Source organism: Pectobacterium jejuense, assembly GCF_026800125.1.
In the GTDB taxonomy this organism is placed as follows: domain Bacteria; phylum Pseudomonadota; class Gammaproteobacteria; order Enterobacterales; family Enterobacteriaceae; genus Pectobacterium; species Pectobacterium jejuense.
This window is the reverse complement of record NZ_JAPQKX010000004.1, coordinates 290,971-306,683: the sequence shown is the minus strand read 5'-3', so window position 1 is coordinate 306,683 and position 15,713 is coordinate 290,971. Positions and strand designations below refer to the sequence as shown.

The 15,713-nt window shown below is 44.4% G+C and carries 8 protein-coding genes and 1 pseudogene; 8 read left to right on the top strand and 1 reads right to left on the bottom strand.

From position 1 onward, the window contains the following. Positions 1–2: 2 nt before the first annotated feature. Entirely contained in the window at positions 3–881 is an 879-nt protein-coding gene (locus NXT09_RS09875; RefSeq protein ID WP_268579570.1) for an integrase domain-containing protein, read from the bottom strand. Between the two features lie 1,020 nt (positions 882–1,901). Here NXT09_RS09875 and NXT09_RS09870 point away from each other — a divergent pair. The 8 genes and pseudogenes from NXT09_RS09870 (at position 1,902) to NXT09_RS09835 (ending at position 15,598) form a co-directional block, all read left to right on the top strand. Further along, a complete protein-coding gene (locus tag NXT09_RS09870) occupies positions 1,902–2,261 on the top strand; it encodes a type II toxin-antitoxin system RelE/ParE family toxin (protein ID WP_039277280.1) in 360 nt (119 codons plus the stop codon). Further along, positions 2,245–2,568 carry a helix-turn-helix domain-containing protein gene (locus NXT09_RS09865; protein ID WP_268579569.1) on the top strand — a complete coding sequence of 108 codons (324 nt, stop codon included), beginning with the start codon at positions 2,245–2,247 and terminating at the stop codon, positions 2,566–2,568. Before NXT09_RS09870 ends, NXT09_RS09865 begins: the two co-directional genes overlap by 17 nt. A 112-nt stretch (positions 2,569–2,680) precedes the next feature. Next, positions 2,681–3,763 (top strand): DUF262 domain-containing protein, encoded by a 1,083-nt coding sequence (locus NXT09_RS09860; RefSeq protein WP_268579568.1) that lies wholly within the window; start codon positions 2,681–2,683, stop codon positions 3,761–3,763. Next, complete coding sequence (locus tag NXT09_RS09855; RefSeq protein WP_268579567.1) at positions 3,760–4,896, top strand: AAA family ATPase; 1,137 nt, start codon at positions 3,760–3,762, stop codon at positions 4,894–4,896. Before NXT09_RS09860 ends, NXT09_RS09855 begins: the two co-directional genes overlap by 4 nt. Beyond that, the gene (locus tag NXT09_RS09850) at positions 4,896–5,840 is read left to right on the top strand and encodes a hypothetical protein (protein WP_268579566.1); all 945 of its coding nucleotides are present in this window, start codon (positions 4,896–4,898) and stop codon (positions 5,838–5,840) included. The genes NXT09_RS09855 and NXT09_RS09850 overlap by 1 nt, the downstream gene beginning before the upstream one ends. A gap of 499 nt (positions 5,841–6,339) precedes the next feature. Further along, positions 6,340–7,523, top strand: a pseudogene (locus tag NXT09_RS09845) (tyrosine-type recombinase/integrase). A 1,137-nt stretch (positions 7,524–8,660) separates the two neighbouring features. After that, the gene (locus tag NXT09_RS09840; protein ID WP_268579565.1) at positions 8,661–13,370 is read left to right on the top strand and encodes a hypothetical protein; all 4,710 of its coding nucleotides are present in this window, start codon (positions 8,661–8,663) and stop codon (positions 13,368–13,370) included. Further along, positions 13,367–15,598: a hypothetical protein gene (locus tag NXT09_RS09835; RefSeq protein WP_268579564.1), complete on the top strand. Its 2,232-nt coding sequence runs from the start codon at positions 13,367–13,369 to the stop codon at positions 15,596–15,598. The genes NXT09_RS09840 and NXT09_RS09835 overlap by 4 nt, the downstream gene beginning before the upstream one ends. Positions 15,599–15,713 lie beyond the last annotated feature (115 nt).

Here is a 15,713-nt window from a genome sequence, read left to right as displayed (position 1 = left end):
GTTCAATCCTCCTTCCGGGTGTAAACCCGCTCGACATAGCGCCCCCGACCATCACCGTGGCCGAGATCCATAGAGGTTAATGCTCTGGCTTCACTGCGGGAAAAGCCCTCTGACAGGTAATAACGCATGGCATCCTGCGCCCAAGCGTAGCGCAGGCTGTGTGGGGAGTAGTGGCCGGTCAGCCCTAAGCGGGTGGTCTGCGTGCGCCAGAAGTTCATGGCGGTTTTCAGGTCGGGTTTATCGATCAACCTGCCATTACGCGCTTCGGCCACCTTTAGTGCATCTTTTACTGCCCGTTGAATCGCTTCGCGATCGATAATCCGGGTTTCGCGTGGCCTGCCGCCTTTGGTGCCAAATACCACGGTCAGCGTCTGTTGATGGCGCTCAAGCTGCTTTTCCCATGTCTTCAATGAACTGGCGCATTGCACCGCTTCCTGAGAACGCAGCCCCAGCAATCGGGCAAGCTGAAGTGCGCAGGCCAACCCTTTATCACGCTGTTGCGCTGCAAGCAGAACGGCCTGATAACGTTCGTCCGGAATGGCGAATTTTGTCCCGGCACGGCTTGCCCCACTCAGCCCCAGCGCGTTATTGGTCAGGCGGTCGGACGCGGCGAGCTTTTCCCGCCCTCCCTGCTTAAATACCGTGCGCAGCGCTGCCATTTCGTTGTGCAGGGTACGAAGGGCAATCTGCTGTGACAGGCGTTCGGCGACATAACTTTCGATATGTCTGGCTTTGAGATACTTAACGTCACGCACCTGAATATTCAGCGCCAGCAGGTGACGGCACAGCCTGTCCATGATGCGGATACGATCATGAACCGTCTTGTAGCTCCCGCCAGCCTGTTTCGCCAGCGTGGTCATTTCACGACTTAATTTACTCATGCAACTTACCTCTCATAATTCAACTGGATGCTTTTCTCTGGCGCATGGGAAAGGGCAGAAACAATCGCAATTGACCTGCCTTGAACGATACCTGTGCGCCAGAGCGGACAGCAGTTGAGGTCTTGGGAGGTGTCGGCGATGCACTCGGTGCGGCCGCCTGCGGTTGCAGGATTTCCTCTCAGGCCGTTAGGCCTGCCCCGGTATCGGTTCAATCTCCTGTAAAAAAAGCGATCAGTCCGGCACAAACGGGTGTGTCAGATTCATGACGCGGCGGTTGAGGTGCATGTCTCAGGGGCTGATGGGGTCTTCGGCTGCGGCGTCACTTTCATCCGTTGACACGGAAAAGTGACGCCGGTGCAGACGTTGCAGGCAGGCGCGTAGCAGATGCCTGACGGCATAGCAACGCGCAGCCAGCACGTTCACACGCGCAGACGCAAATCATTGAGACGAGTAAAATCGAAGTCGCGTGAAAACGCGAACTTACGAGGATAAGCGCTGTTTAAGCCGCTTATGAAGTGAAATCACCACAACGATAAACGTTGCAGCTACGGCCAGTCTCCTACGGTATGGAAGCCGCTCTCTGGCTGGGTATAGTGAAGCCCACGGCAATGTTGGGCTTGAAGTAAAGTTTAGCGTAACCTTCATCGTCACGCTCGTAGCGGCGTTCAAACTACCTGACGACATCTGCTTTCAAAGGATGGCAGATTTACCGCGCCTCTTAATCACGCTCCCTTCCTTTCAGGCGATGGAAGAGTAAAAGTGTCGTGTGGTCGCCCGAAGGCGTCAGTCTCAGACCACGCTCCATTCCTTATGACTTTGGCAATGTGACCACCCGAAGGCGCTTCTCACAGGTCACTCATATCATCCCGATACTGGAAACATTGGTGGCTGTCATCGACAGCAGGTTTTCACGGTCAAAAATACGACAAAGTTTTGCAGACTTCAAGCGCTTTGACTCTGCCTGAAAAACGAGTAATCTAGCACCAAGTGCTATAGTTAAGGTTACAGGATGTTAGCCTGATGCGTGTATTCAAGACCAAATGGTTCACTAAGGCGGCTAAATCCCACGCCATCAAGGATAGCGAGTTATATGAAGCTATTGAGGCAGTGATGCAAGGGAAAGCCGACGATCTCGGCGGCGGTGTTTATAAGAAGCGGCTGAACCAGAATCGCGATCGCGCCATCATACTGGCGAAAGGTGGACAGCACTGGTTTTACACGTTCCTGTATGCCAAGCAGGATATGGCGAATATCGATAATCGTGAACTGGCCGGATTCCGCGAGTTGGCGAAGCACTACGCAACCCTTGCCGATGAAAAGATTACGGCACTGATTAAGAGTAAAGAACTAGTGGAGATTTGCCATGACCGCAAAAAGTAAATTCAAGAGTCCTGCATTTGAGGCTATCCACAGCGCGGCTTCTGGATTATTCAGTGTCGACGCTATTCCACAGGAAACCATGCGCAACTTTGACAAAGCGTGTCTCAACAGCGTGGACGATCTTCAACCCCTTGAGATTAAGGCACTGCGTGAAAAGCTGAACGTCAGCCAGCCAGTTTTCGCCAGTTACCTAAACACCAGTGTTTCGACGGTACAGAAATGGGAAAGTGGCGTAAAACGCCCTAGCGGGTTATCGCTAAAACTGCTTACCGTGGTGCAGAAGTATGGGTTGAAGGTATTGATTTAATTAGTAACTAATATCATACTGACTATGATTATATTAAATATACTAATTTATGATTAATTAAACATCATAAATCAATAACTAAATTAACAGTAAAATACTCTGACCGGATAGAATGATGCAAATAAATATTAATGAGAATATAGAAGGTCTTGATAAAGATGAAGATATCTCTTTGGGTGATTATCCCATAGATACTGTATTAATAAGAAATGAGCCAAGGACAGTTCATGAGGTTATCCGAAGAATTGAAAAAGGTGGATATATAATGGACCCTGATTTTCAAAGGGACTTCATTTGGCCTGAAGATAAACAAAGTAAGCTGATAGAGTCAGTATTAATGAGAATACCATTGCCTGTATTTTATCTTGCTGAGAATAATAAAGGTCAAATGGTTGTTGTTGATGGATTACAGCGATTATCAACTTTTAGAAGATTTCTTAATAACGATCTTAAATTAAAATTACCGCATCAGAAAGAATTGAATAATAAACGCTTTGAGCAATTGTCACCTAAATTGCAGAATAGAATTGAAGATTGTAACCTAATCCTCTACCTTATTGATGCGAAAGTACCTTCGCAAGCGTTGTTAGATATTTTTGAGCGTGTGAATAGTGGGGTCCCATTAACACGCCAACAAATGCGTAATTGCCTTTATATGGGGGAATCAACACGATTCCTTAAGAGTGAGTCTGTCACTAATCTATTTCTTAAAGCAACAGGTGGTAGTTTAGACCCTAATAAAATGCGAGATAGAGAGTTTATTAATAGATTTTGTGCATTTAAAATATTAGGAATAGAAAATTACAAAGGTGATATGGATGATTTTTTAGCTAAAGCTTTAGATACAATGAATACGTTCAACCTACATCAAATTGAAAAGCTTTCTAATGAGTTTAGATTAAGCATGAAGAATAACTTAATTGTTTTTGATAAACATGCATTTCGAAAGCATCATCCCGGCCAAGAATCTAGAAGTGTCATTAATGCTTCTCTGTGGGATGTCATGTCTGTTGGTTTATCATGCTACTCAGATAGAATTGTTGAATCTAGAATCGAATCCCTCAGAGATTGTCTTTATGAACTATTTGATGATCATAATTTTAATGAAAGTATAACGCTAGGCACCAATCAAGTGAATAGAGTTCATATGAGATTTACCCTATTTCAGAACGTCTTGGATGAGGTTTTCTTATGATATCTAAAATTGGCCTCAAGCATTTTAAGTGCTTTGATTCGGTTCAAATACCATTAAAACCACTAACATTATTATCTGGTTCTAACGCATCAGGAAAATCATCCTTATTACAATCCCTTGTTCTCTTGAATCAAACAATGATAGAGCATGAGTGGTATAATAGACTAATGCTTAATGGTGATTCTTTATGCTTGGGGACAGTCTCAGATATAGTTGATAAAATAAATGGCAGGTCATCAATAGAGATTGAAATTTCTTCATCAGAGAAAGTTTTTAAATGGACTCTCTCTGGAGAAAGAGGGGATATGTCTATGGGTATTGATACAGTATCGATAAATGGAAATTTTTTCAATAACCCATCATTGTTACAACATTTAGTTCCACCAGATGAGAAAGATAGCGTAGTCGTAAAGACTTTACGTAATTTAACATATCTTAAAGCCGAACGTATTGGGCCAAAAGAGTTTTATTTGCTTGAGGATAAGATCAATACACAGGTTGTTGGTCCTACGGGAGAGTATACAGTATCGTTATTACATAGCGGAAGAGATGAAAATATATTAGACGAGCTTGTTTGCAATAATGTGGCGAATACTAGGCTACGCCAAGTAGAAGCCCGCATGCAACAGTTTTTCCCAAATTGTGGCCTAATTATAGAGCAAATACCTAAAGTTAACGCAGTTACTCTTGGGTTAAGAACTTCTGAAGATACAGACTTTCATCGACCGGTGCATGTAGGATTTGGATTGACACAAGTTCTACCTATTATAGTAGCATCCCTTTCCGCAAAAAAAGACGATCTATTACTTTTTGAAAATCCAGAGGTTCATTTACACCCATCAGCTCAAGTATTAATGGGGCAATTTCTAGCTGAAGTTGCAAACGCTGGAGTTCAAGTTATAATAGAAACACACAGTGATCATATATTAAATGGAATAAGACGAGCTGTAAAAAATGGAAAAATCGAACATGATAATGTTAGCTTTAATTTTTTTAAACCTAGAAATATTGACTCACAACAAATTGAATCTCCTCAGATTGATAAAGAAGGTAATATAGATTTTTGGCCTAATGGTTTTTTTGATCAATTTGATAAAGACATGAACTATTTTGCTGGATGGGAGTTAGATTAATGGATTTTTTATTTAATGAAACATCATTTAAAAAAGAAATAAAAAACAAGGATGATTTTTTGTTTCACATAAAAGAAATAATGATTAAAAGAGATGATATAAAGAAGTTTGGCAGTTTTTTTTATTGTGATAAAAGATTGATTGATAGTTGTTTTGAAAATAAAATACCAATAAAAAAATATATTAATGAACTTGACTTAAATAAAAAAAGAGCATTTGTAAGCTGGTTGGCTAATTTAGGCCCGTTCTGGAATGATAATAGAAGGCACAATGAAGATGATTATATTGAACTAAACGAAGAAATAATCACTGATACAGGTATTGCGGAAGCGGCAATTCGAATTTTCTACGGTGAAAAATCATTATTAGTGAGTATTGATCACGAGCAATGGAACATGGATAGTATAATCGTCGATTACCACGAAAATGAATTAAATAAAATAGATATACCCAACTTGATTAAAAGAGAAAAAATATTATCTATATTGTCAAATTCAGAACCTCCCATATCTTCCTGGGTTCAATTAAGAAGGGCTTGCTTAGATAGTTTCAAAAATATAACTTTTTCTGACGATTCATTCAAATTTATCGTCGATTATCCTTTTGTAAATGGAGCTGCAAAAAGTATATATGAAAAGTTACAAGTATTGGATAAAATAAAAACCTGTTTCATAGATAATGGAGATAGGAGCAAAGAAGGCCATGAGTTATATCAGAACTTCTTTACAGGTGATAAAGCTTGGTTTACGGACTCAACAGAAAATGAGAAATTGGACTTTAAAAGTGAAATGACATTCCGGTATTCAAGGGGCTCGGATCCGATTTTTTGTCCATGGCATGGTAAGATAAAAACTCCACAAATAAGAATACATTTTTCATACCCTATCACAGCAACAACTCCTTTATATATAATGTATGTTGGTCCAAAAATAACAAAAAGATAATAAATTAAAACATTGCCACCCATAGTTTAAAATAATCTTCGCTATTTTTATAGGGGATTCAACCATTATGTAAAAAATATAATGAGGAATACAGAAATTGATAAAACATTGTGGGTAAATACAGTGACATCTTCCACTATGAGAACGCTACTTACCAGATATCCGATGTAAATATTACTCGAAATAGCCTTGTATAAATCACCTTGGGGTCAATATGGTGGTCAAATAAATAAAATTTATTTTTAAAATTTTTTAAAATCAAAACAATATAGTGAGTTTCGAGTCCGGCCTTCGGCACCATAGTATGAAAATCAAGTCACCTTAGGGTGGCTTTTTTTATGTGTGAAATTCAGTATCCACAAGGCTTTCCTCGCTTTTCCACTCAACCTAAGTCAACCTGATTCAATCTACATCAACTTACTGATGCGGGTACAACTGCGGGTATATCCCGGTTCGATAATGTTTGTATCCACACAGAACCCTTGAATGGATACTCAACATGGCTCTGAGTGATGTGAAGGTTCGTACAGCCAAGCCTGAAGAAAAAGCCTATAAGCTTACCGATGGTGACGGCATGGTATTGCTGGTTCATCCGAACGGCTCCAAATACTGGCGGCTACGTTACCGCTTTGGCGGCAAAGAGAACATGCTAGCGCTGGGGAAATACCCTGAAGTTTCGTTAGCGGATGCTCGATCGCGGCGAGACGAAGCACGTAAGCTTTTAGCTAACGGCGTCGATCCCATTGAAAATAAGAAAGCCGTAAAGGTGGAACAAGAGCAGGAAGCGATAACGTTTGAAGTGGTCGCCAGAGACTGGCATGCCAGCAATCAAAAGTGGTCTGATTCGCATAGTGCTCGTGTATTGAAAAGTCTGGAAGATAATCTCTTTGCTGCTGTCGGTAAGCGGAACATTGCTGAATTGAAGACACGTGATCTGCTTGTACCAATCAAGGCTGTCGAGTCATCCGAAGTCGCCTCTCGTTTGCAACAGCGAACTACCGCAATTATGCGCTTTGCTGTGCAGAGCGGATTAATCGACTACAACCCCGCTCAAGAGATTGCCGGTGCGGTTGCTCGGCGAAAAGACAGCACCGTGCTGCATTAGAGCTTAACCGCATTCCTGAATTACTTCACCGCATTGATCATTACTCCGGCAGGCCTTTAACTCGATTAGCTGTCGAGCTCGCTTTGTTAGTCTTTATCCGTTCAAGCGAACTGCGTTTTGCCCGCTGGTCAGAAGTGGGTTTTGATACTGCCATGTGGACGATTCCAGGTGAACGTGAACCGCTGGAAGGCGTTAAGCATTCTCAGCGTGGTTCAAAGATGCGGACGCCTCATCTTTTTCCTTTGTCGCGGCAAGCCTTAACTATTCTGGAAAAGATTAAAAGCATGAATGGGAATCTAGAACTGATCTTTATTGGTGATCATGATCCGCGTAAACCCATGAGTGAGAACACGGTGAACAAGGCTTTGCGAGTGATGGGCTATGACACGAAAACGGAAGTCTGTGGGCATGTTTTCAGGACTATGGCATGTAGCTCATTGATTGAATCTGGATTGTGGTCGAGGGATGCAGTGGAGCGCAGGTTGATGCTGCAGTGGTGGGCTGATTTTTGGGATGTGAATCGCAATGAAGCCACATCACCTTATCTGTATGCAAAGATTAATGAACCGTTATCTTGATTGAATATAAACGGCCATTCAGTTATTTATCAATGAGATGGCTGTTTATACCCATGTTGTGCGCTGTATCGTCAACGGCAGTACGACCACCAGGCAACCTTTCTCCTCAAGGGCGGAGTTCAACATATTTTGATAATACTCTTTTTTAATGACTTCGCTGCGCCGGAGGCCATGTGTAACGTGGTTTAGAGTAAGTAATGTTGGTGATCTACCCCGAGATAGATTCTTCTAGTCATTAATATAAATTTATAACTGTTGGCTAACAACGCTGAACGGTTCTCTGCCAACGGCGGAGATAATCGGCTAGGTGTTGAAGGTGTCATATTCTTCCAGCAACCAAGTGGATTTGCCGACATTGCTGCTCGTGCTTGCTAGGCTCATCAAAAAATTAATCGCTTAAACGCGGCTATTGGATTATATACTGCCTATTTATCATCCAGCCAAACCACACAAACCATGTTAATGGTATGGTTTTATGCTTGTTCTTCAGCTCAGTCACGGTATGATTTAACAATTCGCCCTTCAGTTTATGCTATTTGCCTTTGCTAATAAGTAAGCAATTTGGGGAAGCATAGATCAGCTATTAATATCTTGAAATGGCTTATCAAAAGTCAACTTACCCCGGCGATTGAGACTGATGTGTAACCAACATTTTATTTGTTGTGGTCGATTCGGGAAGGTAGTCGAAATCGTTAGTGAAAAAACATCAATGTTGAGGCGAAAAATAGTTGGCAGCCATCTTGATCAGGCGATGAAGAGATGTGCGTTCATGTTGTTGTTCGTCAGGGACGGTTCACCATTTATCGGAAAGGTGACTGCCATATCACAAAGTGTGCTCAAATAGTAAACACGTTGTAGATATGGCCTATCCTGCACGGTTTTAAGACCGTCTCATTTGCTGTCGTAGTTGAAGTTGAAAAAACACGCTCGGGAAAGTTAAGCAGACGCTAAGCAATGCACTACAGGAAGGTTTACCACCTGAGTCCCGTCTTGCCAAGAGCATCGCTGAAAAGTGCCTCGAAAATATGATGAATATTTATCGAAGACGTTTTTGGCGTGGGAGTATGGATTATGGGTTTTTTACGTTGAGCGTTTGGCGGAGTGGTTGCAGGTGCATTTATATTAAGGGGAAGAAGAATGAGAAAAAGCTGGACTATAAAGGAAGATTGTAAGCTGCTTACCTTGGTACGTCAGCACTTTTCCTCGTTGGTCAGCCATATCCGGCTGAATGCCACAATGCCATTTAGCCAGCAGCTTCACGATGCGTTTGACTCACCTGATCGCGATGCCGCAGCATTGTTGTATCGACTCGAACAGGCAAAAATCCTGGGATTTGCCAGCCGTCCTGGAGGCGATCCCACTAAACAGCCGTTTCGCTGTCTGATAAACAATGATTTGGCGCTATACGATTACAGCCTCACCTTTCCCACTCTCAGAAAAGCATTGCATCCAGATACCGTTGCAGCAGCACTAAACCACTTCACGATTAGCAATCCACATGAACCTCTATCCAATACTATCAATGCAATTGCAACAGCCTTTCATCTTGCCCCCATGCAGGTGGAAAAGATTCTGCTCGAAAGCGGCCAAATAACCATCAATAGTTACCGTAAGTGTGAGCGTGTTGGAGAGAAAACTATCAATAATAATCTGCAAGATCTCATCTCCAGACAAATTCCTGACATAACGCTGGTCGATGATATTAACGCTTGCCGCGCCCAAGTCTCTCAACTTTACCACGTGCATGAACGTGATGGTGCTGAGGTCATATTCAGTTCCGATGGCACGGGATTCGGCAAAAGCTATGGCGTAATTCAAGGGTATGTCGAATATCTGGAGCGTTTCGCCAAAAACCAAAAGTCAGATGATCTGTTTCCTGAAGGTGGTTTTACCAACCTGCTGTTCATGTCGCCGCAAAAATCACAAATCGACCTGGACAGCAGCCAGAAAGATAAAATTCTGGCCTCTGGCGGCGAATTCATTTGCGTTCTCTCTCGTAAGGATATTGCCGATCTCGACTTTATGGACTGGGCCTCGGGCCTGAAAAATCGCGACCGCTATATTCAGTGGTACGAAGGGGCGAAAGGTAGCAAATATATCGGCAGCGCAATGCGTTCGCTCAATTACCATGTCTCACAAATTGATCGCTGTGAAGAGCAGTTAAAAAAGCTGACAACATATGGTTCTCAGGATACCAACTACGAAAGAGAAATTCTTGAAGAGCAGCTAAAAAACTGTCGTCATAGTATCCGCAATACGATTGAGTCAGCCTGTAAATTACTATTTGGACCAGATAGTGAAAAAGCTTCCATTAAAGAGTACATTCGTCGCGGGCTCCAGGCGCGCCAGGAGCGAATGCAAAACGCGGAGACAGCACGAAAACCAAGCAAGCCTGAACTAAGCGTACACGAAGTCTACTTCGAGCTTATCAAACAGGTATTGCCTTTCGAAGTTTGCCAGTACCGCCCATCAGTGCTATTAATGACCACGAATAAGTTCGACACATCAACTTACCGACTGGCGCCTCGTCAGCGAGGTGAAGGCGTGCGTTTTGAGTCCGTAGGTTTCGACTTGCTGATTGGCGGCAAGCTGACTCCCAAAGATCCACAGATCAGCACCGTTGCGGCAGCTGGTCATACCGGGCAGGTTGCTTATCTTCGTGATGAACACTTCAGACGTAATCCAGACAGCCCTTTTCGCCAGAAAAATATTCGCTTTACGGTAATCATTGATGAACTACATGAAGCCTACACCCGCCTTGAAGAAACATGCCATGTAAAGCTAATCACACAGGAAAATAATCTGGCGCATGTTATCTCTGTCGCGGGACGTATTCACAACGCGGTACTCAGCCTGGAGAGCCGGAACAAGCCCAAAGAAGCGCAAACGACCTTTGAGCAAGAGATGGTCAAATTCATCACCATCCTGCGAGAACTACTGGCGGAAAAGTGCGAATTATCATCCGGTACGACGCTGGGATCGATCCTGGAGATGTTTCGTGACCAGTTAGGGGCATTTGAAGTCAACGGCGACGCCGCCGAACGCATCATCTCAATCACCCGCAACGTATTCAGCTTTAACCCCAAAATGTACGTCAATGAAGAAGGGCTGAAACGCATTCGCATGCGCAACAGCGAAGGCGACATAACGCGCACCGAGCTGTATTACGAAGTCGAAAATGATGCCAATGATGCCAACCCCACCCTGCACGATCTGTTCCAGTTGGTCTCCGTCATCCTCGCCGCCTGTTCTGAAATCACCAACCGGCACTTTAAGCGCTGGGTAAAGAATGGCGGCCAGGATAACTCCAGCAGCCAGAATACGCCTTTGGGCCAGTTTGTTGATGCTGCCAATAACGTAGCCGGCGTGGTGCGACATATCTTCGATCGCACCACCGATAAAAACCTGTTGATTGATCATTTCTACACTTACCTGCAACCCAAAACCGTATTCACGATGACGCCTATAGCTGAACTCAATTACGTGAACAGGGGAGCCGAGCGCACAATTATTCTGGCGTTCGAAATGGATCTGGTACAAGAGTTGCCTGAAGCCATGCTGCTACGTTTATTAACGGGCACGCACAATAAAGTGATTGGACTTAGCGCCACCAGTGGTTTTAGCCACACCAAAAACGGTAACTTCAATCGTCACTTCCTGGAGCGCTATAGCCGTGACCTTGGCTATCGAGTCATTGAACGCAAAAAAACAGATATCGATACGCTTAGATCACTACGCGGGTTGAGAGCCAGTATCCGCAACGTCGACTTCAGGGTGTTTGATGATAAGCAGTTAAAATTGACCGATATCTACCAAAATTGTGAGATCTATCGCAGGACGTATGACAACTTTTTCGACGCGCTGAAGAAACCGCTGGAGTACGACCTGAAAAATACCTATAAACGGCGTCAGTACCAGCGGGAACTGGAAGCGTTATTGCTTGCCGCCTACGAGGGTAAAAACAGCCTGATTTTGTCCCTTTCTGGGACATTTAAGCGGGCCTTTATCAGCGCCTGGCGCACTCATCAATCAGCCTGGCGTCAGCAGTACGGTATGCACTCCCGGTGCGATGAAAAAACGGATAACGATAAGAAACATGACCAGATCCTGACTTTTACCCCATTCAAAGGGCGTCACACCGTCCATTTGGTCTTTTTCGATTCACCACTGGCTAATGTCGAAGATATCAGGCAAGAAACCTATCTCCAGAACAGCAATACCGTACTGGTATTTATGAGCAGCTACAAAAGTGCAGGCACCGGCCTCAACTACTTTGTTAAATACCATGACGGCGATATTAATGATATCAATGCACCACGCCTGGATGTCGATTTTGAGCGCTTAGTGCTCATCAACTCCTCGTTTTACAGTGAAGTAAAGGACAACAGCGGCAACCTCAATACATTACCTAACTACGTTACCGTGCTTAAACACTACGCCGATGACGATATTACCGTCCACAAGCTGGCCGATTTCAACGTTAATTTCTCCCACGGCGAAAACTATCGCCTGTTAATGGCCGAACATGATATGAGCTTATTCAAAGTCGTCGTGCAGGCCGTAGGGCGAGTCGAGCGTCGCGACACTCTATTGAAAACAGAAATCTTTTTACCCTGCGATGTGTTCCGTAATGTTGCATTCCAGTTCGCCGCTCTCAGTGAAGATAGCGGTAACGAGGTAGTATCAGAAAGCATGTCCTTGCTTAACCACCGCCTCATGGAGGAGTGCGAAAAGCTGAGTCAGAGCCAGTCATTTAGTGATGCAGAACAGCGGTATGCGTTTGAACAGGCTATCGTAGAAAATGGTCGCCGCATCGATGCTGTTCATAAGCGAGTCCTGAAAACCGACTGGATAAATCAGGTACGCACCGGCAACCTTGAATATCTCGAATTGTGTAATTTATTCCGCGATTCTGACTCCTTTACCGATCCCTTGCGTTGGCTGGAAAAACTTCAGGCTAATTCCTTGTATGCCGCCAATCGGCAAATGCAATCTATCCACCACGCCCTGTTTATCGACCGCCATCAGGGCAACCAAACTATTTTACTTTGCCACAAACGCGGCCCGGATGGACTTGTCCACAGAGATTATTCCGTCCTGTCGGATTTCGCTGGCGGCGCAAGAGAGTACCGGCCAGAGCTCACCCTCTTTCCACAGTATAGAAACGATGTCGATTTTACCCCCGGCAACCTAGTCGGCGAGTTGATTCGTGAATGTGACAACATCCAGGAAACGGCATTCAAAAAATGGGTACCCAACCCTAGGCTAGTTCCGTTGCTCAAAGGCAATGTCGGTGAATATCTCTTCGATAAAGTGCTAAAAAGTTATGGCGTTACCCCACTCTCCGACCAACAGGTGTTTGAACGCCTTAAACCGCTGGTATATGAGTTTTTTGACCGCTTTATTGAAGTGGGTGACGACCTGCTCTGCATCGACGTTAAACGCTGGGCGACGCAGTTGGACGATTTAACGCAGGCAGAAGAAACGCTTGAGAAAAGCAACAACAAGATTCGCCAGATCCGTAATATCACCAGCCAAAAGGCAGATACAGAGGGGCAGAAACAGCTTCAGGCTGTGCTGGCAGGCCGTTACGAACGCATTCGATTTGTCTATCTGAACGTCGCCTACAGCCAGAACCCCAATAATCTGATGTGGCAAGATAACGTGGATCACACGATCCACTACCTTAACCTGTTGCAAACCGACTACCAGTACTATCAGCCCAAAAATCGAGAGAGCGGACGAGCTCAGGAAAACTCGAAACTGAGCATGACATTGGACATTAACCCAATGTTACTAACCCTGCTGGGTGTAGAAAAGTTGCCGACTAAAGGAAAAGTCTCATGATCCCTAATCTGAATGAACTGACGGATACTCCGATTGCCCGAACCAATTTGATCAAGCTTGAAGAAGATCAGCTGACGACCATCCAGCGTCTATTGGCCCCTGTATCTAATATCTATACGATAGACTTTATGGTTCAGCGCTTTACTAAAGAGCGAAAAGAAAAATCCGCTGATTATTATGCGCGAATTCATCAGGAGGTAAAATCTTGCGTGCGGCAGAAGCTTGGGCTGGAGGCCGGGCAGGAGGTAAAATATGAGCTGCATTGCTTACCAAATTACCATCACGTCTTTTTTTTCCTGGCGCCTGCAACTAACCCGAACAGTCAGGCTCATAGGACGTTGGCAGAACGTATTGAAACGCTTTGTCAGCAACTCACCGCTGAAAATTATGACCTATCTCGCCTGATTCAGGGATTATTTAGTCTGCATTTGAAAATGGTAATGCTGGAAAAAGCCAGTGAGCGCTTTTCGGTATCGCCGACTTACTTCAACTCAACGTTTTACCTTAACGCTCGCCTGAGTCAGCCCGTCACACAAAAAAAAGGCACCGGGGTGATGGAAGCCTTTGAGCTCGACATTTATGCATCAGAATATAACGAACTCGCTTTTACCCTGCACAAACGAAAATTCCTGGTCGAACCGGCGGATGAGATGCACCTATCCTTGGACGATACCAGCGTGTGGTTTAACATCGATAATCGTCGGCTTAAAGCTCGGCGCAAACTTGATGCCCGTGATAGCAAACTGGATTTTTTTCGTGAGCGCAGCGGTTATGGCGAATGCCAAGCCTATACCTATAACGTGGTCATGAATGCTGCCTGCGAGCGGCTCAGTGAACTAGAGATCCCATATCAACCTATCCCATTCCAGGCTACACACGAGGTCAATCAGTTTGCTACCGACCTCGATCAACAGCTGGCTAATACGTTGTTGGTGGTTAATAACGGCGTCGAATTCAGCGCCACGCAAGAAGCTTATTTCTTTGACACATTGGCTATCCAGTTCCCCGGGTATCAACTTTGGCCTCTGGCATCGCTTAAACATTCCCGACAAACCGGATTTGCTGAGCTGCCTGCCAATACATCTATTCTGGTACTCAATGCGGTAGATGAAGAACGAAGCAACAGCATCCGGCAGCAAGAGAATGAATCTGTTGAGTACAATGATTTCTATGCAGCCTTTGCCGACGTCCGAAAACAACCTGAACTCAACTGGGATATTTATACCCAGCTTAAGCTAGATCGTTTGCAAGGGTGGCTAAATCAACAACCGCTGCCTGTGGTTTTACAGGGTATGAATATTGATCTAAGGTTGTTGGATTCGATTGATTTTATTAATGAACAATTGGTAAGCAACCCTGCGCAATACGAAATCGATCTTACGAAACCTCACAGTCGTCTCAAGTCAGCAGTTACATTATTAAAAAGTAAGGTACGCCGAACAAAAACCGAGCTATGGTTCAAAGAGAGCTTACTCAATCAACATAACATACCACTACCAGATTTGGCGGACGGGCACTATACCGCCTATGCAGTACGCAAAACAAAAAGCTATCTCTCCCTGCTTGGATATGTTGAACTAAAAATAGAGCACGGCCAACTTAGGGTGGTTGATACCGGGATCGCTGAAGGTGAATTCGAGTATCTATCTGTTGATCATCCATCTCTGGGACGACTAAAGAAATTATTCGACAAAAGCTTCTATCTCTACGACCACACAGCAGATGTGCTGCTTACCACCTATAACAGCTCCCGCGTGCCGCGCCTGATTGGCCCGGCGCAATTTAATATCGTGGATTCATACGCTTATCAGGAACAAGAAAAAACGCTGGCGGAGCGTAAAGGTGGTAAATTTAACGGGTACACCATCACCCGCTCAGCAAAATTGGAGCAAAACGTACTGCCCTATCTAATATCACCGGGCCGCTCGAAATACGACTCGTTGACCAAAAAGCAAAAGATGAAGCATCATCATATTTACCTGCAACCGCATGAGAATGGTGTGTTTGTTCTGGTAAGCGATGCTCAGCCTACAAATCCAACTATTGCACGGCCTAACCTCGTAGAAAATCTGCTGATATGGGATGCCCAAGGTAAGGCCGTAGATGTATTTAACCACCCGTTAACTGGTGCTTACCTCAATAGCTTCACCCTGGATATGCTCAGGAGCGGCGAAAGTAGTAAGAGTTCGATTTTTGCCAAGCTTTCCCGATTGATGGTTGAGAACTAACACGATCTATAACCTTCGTCCCTTAATCACGAATTCTCCTCCACTGACTCAGTATGGGGGAGTTGATCCATCTCACTTTTTAATAATTTTTTTTTGAAAATCATGCGCAATTTAT

Coding starts and splice junctions, on each gene's coding strand:
- NXT09_RS09865 (WP_268579569.1), top strand. CDS start 2,245: ATGACCGCAAAAAGTAAATTCAAGAGTCCTGCATTTGAGGCTATCCAC.
- NXT09_RS09860 (WP_268579568.1), top strand. CDS start 2,681: ATGATGCAAATAAATATTAATGAGAATATAGAAGGTCTTGATAAAGAT.
- NXT09_RS09870 (WP_039277280.1), top strand. CDS start 1,902: ATGCGTGTATTCAAGACCAAATGGTTCACTAAGGCGGCTAAATCCCAC.
- NXT09_RS09840 (WP_268579565.1), top strand. CDS start 8,661: ATGAGAAAAAGCTGGACTATAAAGGAAGATTGTAAGCTGCTTACCTTG.
- NXT09_RS09835 (WP_268579564.1), top strand. CDS start 13,367: ATGATCCCTAATCTGAATGAACTGACGGATACTCCGATTGCCCGAACC.
- NXT09_RS09850 (WP_268579566.1), top strand. CDS start 4,896: ATGGATTTTTTATTTAATGAAACATCATTTAAAAAAGAAATAAAAAAC.
- NXT09_RS09875 (WP_268579570.1), bottom strand. CDS start 881: ATGAGTAAATTAAGTCGTGAAATGACCACGCTGGCGAAACAGGCTGGC.
- NXT09_RS09855 (WP_268579567.1), top strand. CDS start 3,760: ATGATATCTAAAATTGGCCTCAAGCATTTTAAGTGCTTTGATTCGGTT.